Genomic DNA, 14,007 nt, shown 5'->3' with positions numbered 1-14,007 from the left:
TATTATCTTCTTTTAATGACAAAGATACACTTTATTTGTTACATTTGTATTTTCATTTCCTTCATCAAATAATAGATATAGTTTTTTATGGAATACAGACAACTAGGAGGTTCCGGATTATACGTTCCGGCACTTTGTTTAGGTACGGCTACTTTTGGTGGCACGAATGGTTTTGAAGGTTGGGGACATACCGAGGTGGAAGAGGCTACCCGTATGGTCAATCTTTGCTTGGACGCCGGGGTGAATCTATTCGATACGGCGGATGTCTACTCCAACGGTCTTTCCGAGGAAATCTTGGGAAAGGCGATCCACGGATTGAGGAATCGCCTCTTGATCTCCACGAAGGCGACTTTCAACCTAAGCCCGGAGAGCCGTAACGCCATCGGTTCTTCCCGTTTCCATCTGATACAGGCGTGCGAGGCGAGCCTGAGACGATTGAACACGGATCATATCGACATTTATCATATGCACGGTTTCGACGCGAATACCCCGGTAGAGGAGACACTCCGAGCCTTGGACGACTTGGTGACGAGCGGGAAGGTCCGTTATATCGCTTGCTCGAACTTCTCCGGCTGGCATTTAATGAAGTCGCTTTCCGTATCGGAGCGGTATGGATGGAGCCGGTACGTGGCCCAACAGGTTTATTACTCCTTGTTGAACCGGGATTTTGAGTGGGAACTTATGCCGCTAGGCATCGACCAGAAGGTGGGCGCCATTATCTGGAGCCCTTTATCCGCCGGACGTCTGGGCGGGAAGTACCGCCGGAATAACCCGATCCCGACGGATGGGCGTGTCGCTCGCGGAGGAAGCCCGATACCCGACGAGGCTACTTCTTACGAACGCCTATACGACATCGTGGAGGTATTGGAACAGGTAGCCGAGGAGACCGGGCATAGCGTAGCCCAATGCGCCTTGAACTGGTTATTGCAACGGCCTACCGTAAGCAGCCTTATCATAGGAGCCCGCACGGAAGAGCAGCTAAGGCAGAACCTAGAGGCCGTAGGCTGGAACCTCAGCCCGGAGCAGGTGAAGCGCCTCGATATGGCAAGCCAGACGACCCCGATCTACCCGTATTGGCATCAAGCGCAGTTCCCGGAATTGAATTCTCAATTGAGATTCTAGACGGACGCTGGCGAAAGCGTATACACCTCGGGATGCGGATAGCACGAAAGTCCGCATCCCCTACCCCCCCATTTTCATTCCCTTAAACGTATCTTGGTTAAGACGTTTTTTATACTTTTGTAGTCTGTTACCAACTAAATCTATCGTATGAAGAAACATTTTCTACTTTTCTTGCTTTGTCTAGCCACGAACGCCAGCCTGACGGCCCAAGAGACCCTTCGGGAGAATAACGGGGAACCTACACTCGTGGAACGATTATCGAACGGAGAGATCAAGATCAATAGCGCCGAGATGAACTTCCAGCTTTTCACCTCGGCCAACGCTGAGTTTGTCGGGAACGAGCTAGACGGCATGAACTTCAAGCTGAACCGTGTCCGGCTGGAGATCAAGGGGGATGTAGGCAAGTGGCTGGGGTATCATTACCGGCAGTCGTTCAACAAATACTCCGATCCCTATTCGCTCGACAACCTCTCCTCCTCGCTCGAGCTGGCTTACGTGAACCTAAAGGCACGGCATAATCTCAATTTCACGATCGGCAAGCAGTTCGTTAATTTCGGGGGATACGAGTATTACGTCAATTCCATCCGGGTACGAGAGTTTAGCGAGTTCAATAATTTACTGACCGCCTACCAAGCCGGTATCTCGGGCAACTGGCAAGTCAACCCGGACCACGAGCTTTGTTTCCAGATCGTGAATAACCGCAACGGTAACGATGAGGACATCTACCCTACCGGACTTCCCGAGGGTACTGCCAAGGCCAAGATACCCTTCATGTACACGGTCAACTGGAATAGCTATTATCTGGACAAGACCTTGCAACTGCGTTATGCCACCGCCGTCGGACAGCAGACCCGCAAGCGCTATTCCTACTATTTCACCTGTGGCAATACCTATGAGAAAGGCCCGTTGCTAACGTACCTCGACGTTATGTACACCCGCCAAGGGATCGACCAACATGGGGTCGTCAGCCGTCTGCCCGGCACGCCTCACACCGCCATGAACACCGAATACCTATCGATTATCGGCGACGTGGATTACCGTGTCCACCCCCAATGGAACGTTTACGTGAAAGGGGCGTACGAGACCGCCCGGGTGTATAAGAGCAACGGTGATTTCCGGAAAGGGATGTACCGCCGTTCGTGGAACGCGCAGAGTAGCGTGGAATTCTTCCCCTTCAAGCAACTCGACCTTTTCGTATTCGTCCTATACACCTACCGGGGCGTTATCCTAGAGAAAGCCGCCACGCGAATGGGAGCCATAGAGCCGGATACACACCGCATATCGCTGGGGCTGGTCTATTCGATCCCGGTCTTCTGACAAACCGCGCATGCGGTAGTACAAGCTTGTAGATACGTTAGTACATACTTGCAGATACGTTCGTGCAAACGTGTAGATACGTTAGTACGGATTTGTAGATACGGTAGCGCGGGCTGACACATAAGGAAGTACAGGCCGACACATACGGTAGTACAGGTCCGTATTGCCTTATGTGCAGCTTCCCCCATCCACCCCATAAAAAAAGCGGTGCCTTCCGTTTCCGGAGACACCGCCCTCATTCTATACTAAAGACCTGTTATATTAAGCCTCTACATCCCAATTCTCGGCAGCCATACGTTTGTAGCTACGCAGACGCCATTTAGCGTTCTCCTCGGCGGCGGCAAACAACTCAGCGGCCTCAGCCGGATATTGTTTAGCTACGGAAGCGAAACGAACCTCACCCTTCAAGAAGTCTTGGAACTTGCTCCAATCCGGCTCCTTGCTATCCAAGGTGAACGGATTCTTGCCCTCTGCCTCCAAAGCCGGGTTGTAACGCCACAAGTGCCAGTAACCGCATGCTACGGCTTCTTTCTCCTCAGCTTGCGACTTACCCATACCCTTCTTCAAACCGTGGTTGATACAAGGAGCGTAGGCGATGATCAATGAAGGACCGTCGTAAGCCTCGGCCTCGCGGATCGCCTTCAATGTCTGGGCTTGGTCGGCACCCATAGCGATCTGAGCCACATATACGTAACCGTAAGTAGTAGCCATCAAGCCAAGGTCTTTCTTACGTACCCTCTTACCGGAAGCGGCGAACTTAGCGATAGCGCCCACCGGAGTAGCCTTCGAGGACTGACCACCCGTGTTAGAGTAAACCTCCGTATCCAATACCAAGATATTTACGTTCTTGCCGGAAGCGATCACGTGATCCAAACCACCGTAACCGATATCGTAAGAAGCGCCGTCACCACCGATAATCCATTGAGAACGTTTTACCAAGAAGTGAGACAATTCCTTGATCTGAGCGCAAACCGGACAACCCTCCTTGATGCCTTGCTCAACGAATGCCATTACCTGCGGAGCCAATTCCTTCGTCTTCTCGGCATCGTTCTGGTTAGCGATCCAAGCGGCAGCTATCTCCTTGGCCTCAGCCGGAGCATGCTCGCCCACGGTGATCTGTTGCAACAAGCCTTCCAAACGTTTACGCATCTTCTCGTTCGCCAATTCCATACCCAAGCCGAACTCGCAGAAGTCCTCGAACAAAGAGTTTGCCCAAGCAGGACCTTGACCCTTCTCGTTCGTTGTATAAGGAGTGGAAGGAACAGAACCGGAGTAGATAGAAGAACATCCGGTAGCGTTAGCCACCATCTCGCGGTCGCCGAACAACTGGGTGATCAACTTCACGTACGGAGTCTCGCCACAACCGGAGCAAGCGCCTGAGAATTCAAACAACGGAGTAGCGAACTGTGAGTTCTTCACGTTAGACTTCACGTCTACCAAGTTTTGCTTAGAAGAAACGTTAGCCACGCAGTAGTTCCAGTTATCGGCCTCAGCCAACTGGCCTTCCAGCGGAACCATAGACAAAGCCTTGTTGCCCTTGAATCCCGGACAGATATCGGCGCAGTTACCGCAACCCAGACAGTCGAGAACGTCTACCTGCATACGGAACTTCATACCCTTCATAGCGGCCGGAGCCTTCACGTCCAACATAGCGAAGCTAGCGCCCTTCTGCTCCTCATCGTTCAATACGAACGGACGGATAGAAGCGTGAGGACAAACGTAAGCGCATTGGTTACACTGGATACAGTTCGCCTCATTCCAAACCGGAACGAAAGCGGCCACGCCACGTTTCTCGTATTTAGCGGTTCCTTGCGCCCAAGTACCATCCTCGATGCCCTTGAATGCGGAAACCTTCAATAAGTCGCCATCCTGAGCGTTGATCGGACGAACTACCTCGTTGATGAAAGCGGGATCGTTGTTTACGACAGCCTCATCATCCGGAAGGTTAGCCCAAGCGGGATCAACCGTCAATTGGTTGTACTCGCCACCACGGTCTACAGCCGCATAGTTCTTGTTAACTACGTCCTCTCCCTTCTTACCGTAAGACTTAACGATGAATTTCTTCATCTGCTCGATAGCCAAGTCTACAGGGATAACACCCGTGATACGGAAGAAAGCGGACTGAAGGATCGTATTGGTACGGTTACCTAAACCGATCTCCAAAGCGATCTGTGTAGCGTTGATATAATATACAGTGATATTCTTCTGAGCGAAGTAACGTTTTACCTTATTAGGCAAGTGCTTAGCCAACTCCTCAGCGCCCCAAACGGTATTCAACAAGAAGGTACCGTTCTCACGCAAACCACGAGTCACGTCGTACATGCGCAAATAAGCCTGAACGTGGCAAGCCACGAAGTTCGGGGTATTCACCAAATAAGTAGAACGGATCGGATGATCACCGAAACGTAAGTGAGAACAAGTGAAACCACCGGATTTCTTAGAGTCGTAAGAGAAATAAGCCTGACAGTATTTATCCGTGTTATCACCGATAATCTTCACCGAGTTCTTGTTAGCGCCTACCGTACCGTCGGCACCCAAACCGTAGAACTTAGCCTCGAACATACCCTCACCGCCCAAGGCGATCTCTTCCTTCTGAGGCAGAGAAGTGAAAGTAACGTCATCCACGATACCGATCGTGAACTGGTTCTTCGGCATCGGCAACGCCAAGTTCTCGAATACGGACAGGATCTGAGCCGGAGTCGTATCCTTAGAACCCAGACCATAACGGCCACCTACGATAACCGGAGCATCCTCCTGACCATAGAAGCAGTCTTTTACGTCCAGATACAACGGCTCACCGTTAGCACCCGGCTCTTTCGTGCGATCCAATACGGCGATACGCTTAGCGGTCTTAGGCACGGCAGCCAAGAAATGCTTAGCGGAGAACGGACGATACAAGTGAACGGATACCAAACCTACCTTCTCGCCCTTAGCGATCAAGTGATCGATAGCCTCACGAGCGGCCTCCGTAACAGAACCCATGGCGATGATCACGCGCTCAGCGTCCTCAGCTCCGTAATAATCGAACAAACCGTATTTACGGCCTGTGATCTTGGAAACCTCGTTCATATATTCTTCTACGATAGCGGGAACCGCCTCGTAGTACGTGTTGGAAGATTCTCTGTGTTGGAAGAAATGATCCGGGTTCTCGGCCATACCGCGAGCGACCGGTCTCTCCGGGTTCAAGGCACGGGCACGGAACTCAGCCAAGGCCTTCTGGTCGATAAGCGGAGCCAAGTCCTCATTCTCCAAAGCCTCGATCTTCTGGATCTCGTGAGAGGTACGGAAACCGTCGAAGAAGTTCACGAACGGCACACGAGACTTGATCGTAGCCAAGTGAGCGACACCGGCCAAGTCCATAACCTCCTGTACGGAACCCTCAGCCAACATGGCGAAACCTGTCTGACGGGCAGACATCACGTCTTGATGGTCACCGAAGATACACAACGCATGAGAAGCCAATGTACGAGCGGATACGTGGAAAACGCAAGGAAGCAATTCACCGGCGATCTTGTACATATTAGGGATCATAAGCAACAAACCTTGAGAAGCAGTGTAGGTTGTTGTCAAGGCACCAGCTTGCAATGAACCGTGAACAGCACCTGCGGCACCACCCTCTGATTGCATTTCCTGTACCATTACAGTCTCGCCGAAAATATTCTTACGTCCGGCTGCAGCCCATTCATCTACATATTCAGCCATTGTAGACGACGGAGTGATGGGGTAAATCGCGGCTACCTCGCTGAACATATACGAGATATGAGCAGCGGCCTGATTACCATCACAGGTTAAAAATTTCTTCTGTTTTGTCATAGACCTATAAAACTATTAGTATTAAAAAAGATTCTTACTTAATATAGAAAACCGAACAACCAAAGCGGGATCATGTTCCCCTCCCCGATCTCGGTCTTATCGACAGCATAGTACATATCCGGATTGTTCTTCACTTTCATGCTTTCCTCGATCCGGAAATTATACATCGTATTCACCAGAAAGTGGGCGTTCTTGTTTCCTTCATTCAGCTTATTGTCTTTCAATAGTTGGTTATAAAAGAACGACTCACGCACTGCCCCGGCATTTACCTCCATCGGACGGATGGGGTACATCAGGTTCGAGTTATACATATATACCTTGGAGGGTTTCTTCGGAAAGGATTCGCCCACCGGATACAGCATATTCATCAAACGGGCATCTGTCAAATACTTGATATAGTTCATCACGGTGGCCCGGGATGTCTCAATATCCTTGCTCAACTGACTCACGTTTGGGGTACAAGGAGCGCTCGTAGCCAATAAGTAGAGTAGTTTGCGTAGCTTTGGCAGGTAGCTTTGTTCGATTTGTTTTATGTATAACACGTCCACCTCTAGCATCATGTTCATGGTCTTCAGCAGGTTCTCGGAGAAGTTGCGCTTTTCCAAGAAGAACGGATAAAAACCATGATGTAGATAATCTTGGAAATAAGCCATCGGCCTTACGACCGAGCAAATACGTTTGGCGATTTCCTGATGATTCTCTAATACCTCATCGAACGTGTACGCGGGAAACTGGTTCCCCGACATCAAGTTCAAGAACTCACGGAACGAGAACCCCCTGAGGTTATACGATACCACCTTGCCGGACAGGTCCGGATTCTCCTCTTTCAGACGCATCACCGACGAGCCGGAGAAAACGATCTTCAAGTCCTCGAAATTATCATAGCAATACCGCAACTCTCTCGACCAGTTGGAATACTTAAATACTTGGTCTATCAACAACACCTTTCCGCCTTTAGCCCGAAACTCGGCGGCGAAATCAACGAGTGTACGCTCCGTAAAATAGAAATGATTTAAATTAATGTATAAGCATTCCTTATTATCGGCACCAAAATATTCACGGGCATAGTCTAACAAGAAAGTGGTCTTTCCGACTCCTCGCGAACCTTTAACACCGATCAACCGATCCTCCCAATTGATCTCATCCATCAATCCCCTTCGTACCGGAGAATACAGATGCTCTACCAGATATTTATGTGTTTTAAAGAATGCTTCCACCTACATAATTGGTAATTGAAAATTTGGAATTACCGATGCAAAGATAAACATCTTTTCTCATTTGCAATGCGGAGATTGCAATTTTATTGCAAAAAGTAAAGTTCAAACTAACAATTGCCTATCAACGTATTCTGTCTCGTAAAGACGGAGCGCACTCCAGTCCTTACGAAACAAAAGATATTATTCAATGATCGAGATCCATCCGTAAGTATCCGGCTCGTCGCCATACTGGATGGCACGTAGCTTATGATATAGTTTCTCGCAAACAGGACCCGGTTTGCCGTCTTTGGCGATAACAAAAGATTTGTTCTCATCCAAATCGTCGATTTGTGAGATCGGGGCGATAACCGCAGCGGTACCACACTCGGCAGCCTCGTCGAACGTAGCGATCTCCTCGAAAGGAACCGGACGACGCTCTACCGTCAAGCCCATATCCTCGGCCAATTGCTGCAAGCTCTTGTTCGTGATCGAAGGCAAGATCGAGTGGGATTGCGGAGTGATATAGCTATTGCCACGGATTCCGAAGAAGTTAGCCGGACCGCACTCATCCAGATATTTCTTTTCTTTCGGATCCAGATACAATACGGCGGCGTATCCCTTGGAATGAGCGATCTCGCCAGCTACCAAGCTAGCGGCATAGTTACCACCCACCTTGATCGTACCTGTCCCGTTAGGAGCCGCACGGTCGTACTCACGAAGCACGCACACCTTCGAGGGCTGGAATCCACCCTTGAAATACGGACCTACCGGAGTGACAAATATCATAAACATATATTCGGGAGCCGGCTTCACACCCACCTGAGCGCCCAAGCCGATCATCAACGGACGAATATATAAAGCGGCACCGCTCTCATAAGGAGGAACAAAACGCTCGTTCAATTTCACGACCTTACGTACAGCTTCCTCGAACATCTCTACAGGCAACTCAGCCATCTTGATACCCCGGCTGGAAGATTGCATACGTTTAGCGTTCTCATCCATACGGAATACACGGATCTTACCGTCTTTTCCACGGAAGGCCTTCAAACCCTCGAAAGACTCTTGTCCGTAATGCAAGCAAGTAGCGGCCATGTGAATATTGATAATCTCGGATGAAGAAACTTCCAACTCACCCCATTTGCCGTCACGATAGTAGCATCTTACATTGTAGTCTGTCTTGATATAACCAAATCCCAGCTCAGACCAATTTAAATTTTCCATATCTATACAATTTGCTGTAATTAGTTTAAAATTAACAAATTACACTGTTAATAATATCGCTCAAAAGCAAAAACGCCCATAGCCGTCGCTATGGGAGATTTTGTGTACCGCAAATATACGCTAATTTATATATAGTTCGGCCTATAAACTAAAAAAAGCAAACGGAAGGCCACGGCTTTTTCATTTAACATTTCGTTAAAGTGGGGTTTCTTGTAAATTTTAACATGCGCTTTTGTTTTCGGTGGAAGGATTCCGGAAAACTCGTACGACCTTTCCGGAAAACACGTACGACTTTTTCCAAAAACATGTACGTGTTTTCGCAGAAAGATTATCCTGTTTTTTAAATACTGATTATCAGATTCTTATACACAATTTTCTCTCGTAAACTTATTGTGCGGAATTTCACTTGAGATTCATGCATTCCGGCCTGCCGAAACGGATGGGTAAATGAAAGAGCCGTGGCATGGATATATACAAATAGCGGATTAAAATCTATGTTACCAAGATTTTTGCTACATTCGCGTCAAAAATAATTAAAATATGAAAGTCATTGATCTGATAAGGCATAGTAAGAGTACCGCTTTTTCTTTCGAGATATTACCGCCGCTGAAAGGTAACAGTATCCAGAAGGTGTATAATGTAATTGACAAGTTGAAGGAATTCGACCCTAAATACATAAATATCACCTCCCACCATAGCGAGTTCGTCTATAAAACCTTACCAGACGGAAGTTTCCAGAAAGTAAACATCCGTAAACGTCCGGGCTCCGTAGCGATCGCTTCGGCTATCCAGAATAAATACGGTATTCCTGCCGTACCCCATATTATATGTAAAGGCTTTACGAAAGACGAGACGGAATACGCTTTGATCGATTTGAACTTCCTTGGCGTAAACAACCTCTTAATATTAAGGGGAGATATAAAGACCTTAGAGGCCTCCCAGCAAAACCCGGAGTTATACCACGATCACGCGACTGATTTACAGCAGCAGGTAAATCATTTCAACGAAGGTATCGCGTTAGACGGTTCCAAGATAGACGGTATAGAGACTCCCTTCTCGTACGGCATGGCTTGCTATCCGGAGAAGCACGAGGAAGCGCCCAATATGGAATCTGATATCTATTACTTAAAGGAGAAAGTAAAAAATGGCGCTGAATATCTGGTAACCCAAATGTTCTTCGATAATGAAAAATATTATGCGTTCGTGGATCGTTGCCGTGCGGAAGGCATCACGGTTCCCATCATCCCCGGTATCAAACCGATCGTTTTCAAGAACCAATTAACGGTTCTTCCGAAGATATTCCGTGCAGATATCCCGGAGCCTTTCGCAACAGAATTACGTAAATGTAAAGATGATGCGGAAGCGAAAGAGGTGGGTGTGGAATGGTGTATACAGCAGTGCAAGGATCTGATCGTTCATGGTGTACCGAGCTTACATTTCTACACAATGATGGCCTCGGATAGCGTTTACAAAATAGCGAAAGAAATTTATTGAAATACAATAGGGGTTTTTGTACGCTGAGTTGTCTAATAGAAGTACACGATTGAACAATCATGTACTAAGTATGGTTATTTTTAAAATTCTAAGGTAATGAAATACATATTCTTTATTGGACTTGACTTGGTATTGTATCCGTTCTTAGTTTTACTCTACATATGTCAATTGATATTTACAAAACCTCGCGCTTTTTGATATCTGAATACTTTTCCGTAACTTCGTTCATTATTCTATAGAAAAGGAAATATCTCATGTATTTTAAAGATATCATCGGGCAAGAGGAAGTGAAGGAACGGTTGAGACAATCGGCTCGGACGGGGATCGTACCCCATGCACAGTTATTCACAGAGCAAGGGGGAGCCGGGGCGTTTCCGCTGGCTTTGGCTTACGCCCGTTATCTGAATTGTACGAACCGGACGGACACGGACGCTTGTGGACGTTGCCCGTCATGCCTCAAATATGACGAATTGGCACATCCCGATTTACATTTTGTATTCCCGATCGTAGCCAAGAAAGAGAAAAAGAAAGAGGTCTGCGATGATTATCTCAGTGAATGGCGTGGGTTCCTCAAAGAACATCCCTATTTCAATATGGATGAATGGCTGGATTATATCGAGGCCGGAAACTCACAAGCCATCATCTATTCCAAGGAAAGCGATGAGATTATCCATAAACTGAGCCTAAAGATTTATGAGGCGGAATATCGTATCTTGATAGTTTGGTTGCCGGAGAAACTGCATCCTACTTGTGCCAATAAGCTTCTGAAAATCATAGAGGAGCCTCCTATGAGAACGGTTATTCTTATGGTATCCGAGACACCGGACCTTATCCTCGGGACCATCCAATCCCGTGCGCAACGTATCCACATCCGTCCCATTGAGACCGATGCGATCATGAATGCCATGGTATCCCGTTTCGGGCTTTCGCCCGACGACGCTAAACACGTCGCTCACCTCTCCTCCGGAAGTTTTATCAAGGCGATGGAGGCGATTAGCTTGGGCGAGGAAAATAAATTCTTTCTGGAGCAATTCAAGGCCATGATGCGAAACTCATGGGCACGAAACGTAAAAGGCATGAAAGCGATGGCGGACGTCATGGCAGGGATCGGACGGGAACGACAGAAAAACTTCCTCTCCTATTGTCAGCATTTGATCCGGGAGAACTTCATGTACCGGTTCCAATCGCCGGAACTTAATTATATGAATCTGGACGAGGCTAGCTTCTCCGTTAAGTTCTCCCCTTTCGTCAACGAGCGAAACGTGATCGATTTGATGGAAGAATTGGCGAAAGCGGAACGCCATATCACACAGAACGTGAATGCCAAGATGGTCTTTTTTGATTTATCCTTACGAATTACCGTACTAATCAAAAGATAAGTCTTCAGATTTTCTTGTTACGCCAATTTCCTTTCCATAGATAGAAGAAAGAAGAAAGGATCATGATATTATATACATACTCCGTAGTCCAGCAAACCGCCACGTCCGCACGCAACCATACGGCGACATACAATATATATAATACGTACACGAATATGCTAGCCATATCGATTTCCAGCGCACGGCGGGTATTGCCTGTCCCCGATACGCTAAAGAAATAAATAAAACCGGGAACAGCGAAGAGATAAGAAGACAGCATCACCCACAACGAGGAGATCGAGCTAGCGATCAAGTCCGGGTTATCCGTATAAATACGCAATACGGTAGACGGGAACATAGCGATCAAGATACCGATCGGTAGCACGAACGCATAGCATAGCCCGATCATCCTCCGGCAAAGCGGAAGCACCCGGTCCGACTCCCCGGCACCGATCAAGTTACTTACCAGCGAGCTGTTCGTGGAGGCGAAAGCATTCACGAACATAAACAGGAACGAGGAGATGCTACGTACCACATTCGTAATCGCCAACGGCCGCTCACCCAGATGCTCCATAGCGATAAAGAAGATAAACCATCCTCCAAAAGCGATCCCATGCTGGATCATCACCCAGATAGAGACACTAAGTATTTGTCCCAGCATCCTAAAATCCACTCTCGTAAAACGGAACAGACCATATTTTTTATAATCTATCTTCTTCCAAGTATAAATCACGAAGAACAATACGGAAACAGCTTCCGAGATCGAGGAAGCGATAGCGGCACCCGCTATCCCCAAAGCGGGGAACCCGAACTTACCGAATATCAAGATATAGTTCAAGACCACGTTGGTAAGCACCATCACCACCGAATTGGCCGTCAAGATCTTCGTATTCGTCGTACTCACGTAAAACGCACGGAACATCACCGCTATAAAAGAGAAGAAGAACCCGTACACCCGCCAGTCCAGATAGCTCATCGTCGCTCGATACACCTCTTCCGAACCGATCATCCGGTGGAGCAGATGGGGCGTAAGCAGATTAGAGGCCGTAAACAACACCGCCGCCAGCAAAAAAAGGAATAGCCCGCCTTGCGTGAAAACCTCGCCGATCCGTTTATACTCCCCCTCACCGTTACGACGTGCCATCAGCACCTGAGCGCCTACACTGAAACCAAAGCCCAGCATATAAATCACAAGATAATAGACTCCTGCCAAGGCGGAGGCACCTAGCTCGACCTCGCCGACACGTCCCAGATAAGCGGTATCCGTCAATCCGATCATATGCTCCATGAGCAAGCTGATTAATACCGGATACGTGATCTTTAGAATTTGTTTGTTCGTATATCGCATGATGAATCTTAAATAAAAGGGAGGCAAAGGTAGTAATAAGATGCCAGTCACACAATATTACCCCATGCGATCCGTTTCTTATCATATTACATTATTATACGAAGAGATATGGTTACAAAACTCATCATGGCCTGTATTTTGTCCGCTACGCTATTGAGCTGCAACGGGCAAAACACAAATACGATCAACTACGCTACCGTCGAACCCCTGCATATCAATCGTTTTGACAAGGATTTATTCCGGCTGATCGATACGGAAGATACCACCTTGCAACCCGAACTAATCAAACAATACCCGGAAATGCTGGATATCATCGGGAAAGGCATATTAAACCTGCAAACCATCGAGACTCCCGGCTTCTTCGAGAAAATGCGGAATTATTACTCGGAGCCTACCTTGAAAGGCTTGTATCGTGACGCTATCACCCAATATGATTCCGTGGAGGATATCGAGAAATCCTTGGGATACGGATTCGCCTATCTAAAGGAGAATTTCCCCTCGATGCAGATCCCTGCTATCTATATGCATGTATCCGGTTTCAACCAGAACGTATTGGTAGGCGATAGCCTGCTTTCCCTTTCCATCGATAAGTATATGGGAAAGGACTATCCCTTGTACCAAGATTTCTTCTATGACTCCCAGAAATTGAAAATGCAACGTGGACTCGTAGTCCCGGATTATCTGGCGGGGTGGCTCATGTCCGAATATCCTTTCGCGGGAAAAGAGAACGTATTGCTGGACCGGATGATTTACGAGGGAAAAATCAAATACCTGCTCTCGCAAGCCCTAGGCGTTCCCGATGCCGCCGAGCTAATGGGATACACCGAACAGGCCTACAACTGGTGCAAGGACAACGAAGGAACAATCTGGAAAGCAATCATCGAGCGCAAGCATCTTTATACCCCGGATCAACTGACAACTTCCCAGTATTTCGAGGATACCCCGGCCATTTTCCCCGAGAACGACGCTCCCGGGAATATCGGGACTTGGATAGGCTGGCAGATCATCAACCAGTACATGAAGGAGACGGGATCTACCCCGGAGGCGTTGATGCAAAACAACGACGCCCAAGAAATCCTAACCGCCTCAAAGTACAAACCCCTATAAACAGGAAAACCGCCCTATTCTCACGAACAAG

General features: G+C 47.9%; 9 protein-coding genes. 5 read left to right on the top strand and 4 right to left on the bottom strand.

The genetic code is table 11. The annotated features are described in order from the left end of the window. Positions 1-87 precede the first annotated feature (87 nt). Together ACYIA1_RS03195 and ACYIA1_RS03190 are read left to right on the top strand one after the other, a co-directional pair. The gene (locus ACYIA1_RS03195) at positions 88-1,122 is read left to right on the top strand and encodes an aldo/keto reductase (RefSeq protein ID WP_122144168.1); all 1,035 of its coding nucleotides are present in this window, start codon (positions 88-90) and stop codon (positions 1,120-1,122) included. 147 nt (positions 1,123-1,269) lie between these two features. Then, a complete protein-coding gene (locus tag ACYIA1_RS03190; protein ID WP_195283756.1) occupies positions 1,270-2,439 on the top strand; it encodes a porin in 1,170 nt (389 codons plus the stop codon). A gap of 261 nt (positions 2,440-2,700) precedes the next feature. On the opposite strand, the gene nifJ is transcribed toward ACYIA1_RS03190, so the two are convergent. The 3 genes from nifJ to ACYIA1_RS03175 all read right to left on the bottom strand — a co-directional run bounded on the left by nifJ (position 2,701) and on the right by ACYIA1_RS03175 (position 8,669). Continuing rightward, entirely contained in the window at positions 2,701-6,252 is a 3,552-nt protein-coding gene (gene nifJ / locus ACYIA1_RS03185; RefSeq protein ID WP_122379126.1) for a pyruvate:ferredoxin (flavodoxin) oxidoreductase, read from the bottom strand. 38 nt (positions 6,253-6,290) lie between these two features. Then, positions 6,291-7,469, bottom strand: coding sequence for an ATP-binding protein (locus tag ACYIA1_RS03180; RefSeq protein ID WP_009017098.1), 1,179 nt, complete (start codon positions 7,467-7,469; stop codon positions 6,291-6,293). Positions 7,470-7,649: 180 nt separating this feature from the next. Beyond that, positions 7,650-8,669 carry a branched-chain amino acid aminotransferase gene (locus ACYIA1_RS03175; RefSeq protein WP_005858291.1) on the bottom strand — a complete coding sequence of 340 codons (1,020 nt, stop codon included), beginning with the start codon at positions 8,667-8,669 and terminating at the stop codon, positions 7,650-7,652. Positions 8,670-9,209: 540 nt separating this feature from the next. Here ACYIA1_RS03175 and metF point away from each other — a divergent pair. Next, positions 9,210-10,163 (top strand): methylenetetrahydrofolate reductase [NAD(P)H], encoded by a 954-nt coding sequence (gene metF, locus ACYIA1_RS03170; RefSeq protein ID WP_288655730.1) that lies wholly within the window; start codon positions 9,210-9,212, stop codon positions 10,161-10,163. A 254-nt stretch (positions 10,164-10,417) separates the two neighbouring features. Further along, on the top strand, positions 10,418-11,542 hold the full coding sequence (locus ACYIA1_RS03165; protein WP_122369338.1) for a DNA polymerase III subunit: 1,125 nt from the start codon (positions 10,418-10,420) through the stop codon (positions 11,540-11,542). Between the two features lie 4 nt (positions 11,543-11,546). Here ACYIA1_RS03165 and ACYIA1_RS03160 read toward each other — a convergent pair whose 3' ends face one another. Then, positions 11,547-12,869, bottom strand: coding sequence for an MATE family efflux transporter (locus ACYIA1_RS03160; RefSeq protein ID WP_122369339.1), 1,323 nt, complete (start codon positions 12,867-12,869; stop codon positions 11,547-11,549). A 108-nt stretch (positions 12,870-12,977) separates the two neighbouring features. Here ACYIA1_RS03160 and ACYIA1_RS03155 point away from each other — a divergent pair, with 108 nt between their 5' ends. Next, positions 12,978-13,976, top strand: a complete 999-nt coding sequence (locus ACYIA1_RS03155; protein ID WP_008778107.1) for a gliding motility protein GldB-related protein — start codon at positions 12,978-12,980, stop codon at positions 13,974-13,976. Positions 13,977-14,007: the final 31 nt, after the last annotated feature.

The organism is Parabacteroides sp. KHUB-02, from assembly GCF_056640955.1.
This window is presented reverse-complemented; position numbering and strand designations above follow the sequence as displayed.

Bases quoted from the DNA above. Each gene is read 5' to 3' on its own strand.
- ACYIA1_RS03195 (WP_122144168.1), top strand. From the start codon at position 88: ATGGAATACAGACAACTAGGAGGTTCCGGATTATACGTTCCGGCACTT.
- ACYIA1_RS03165 (WP_122369338.1), top strand. From the start codon at position 10,418: ATGTATTTTAAAGATATCATCGGGCAAGAGGAAGTGAAGGAACGGTTG.
- nifJ (WP_122379126.1), bottom strand. From the start codon at position 6,252: ATGACAAAACAGAAGAAATTTTTAACCTGTGATGGTAATCAGGCCGCT.
- ACYIA1_RS03160 (WP_122369339.1), bottom strand. From the start codon at position 12,869: ATGCGATATACGAACAAACAAATTCTAAAGATCACGTATCCGGTATTA.
- ACYIA1_RS03155 (WP_008778107.1), top strand. From the start codon at position 12,978: ATGGTTACAAAACTCATCATGGCCTGTATTTTGTCCGCTACGCTATTG.
- ACYIA1_RS03190 (WP_195283756.1), top strand. From the start codon at position 1,270: ATGAAGAAACATTTTCTACTTTTCTTGCTTTGTCTAGCCACGAACGCC.
- metF (WP_288655730.1), top strand. From the start codon at position 9,210: ATGAAAGTCATTGATCTGATAAGGCATAGTAAGAGTACCGCTTTTTCT.
- ACYIA1_RS03175 (WP_005858291.1), bottom strand. From the start codon at position 8,669: ATGGAAAATTTAAATTGGTCTGAGCTGGGATTTGGTTATATCAAGACA.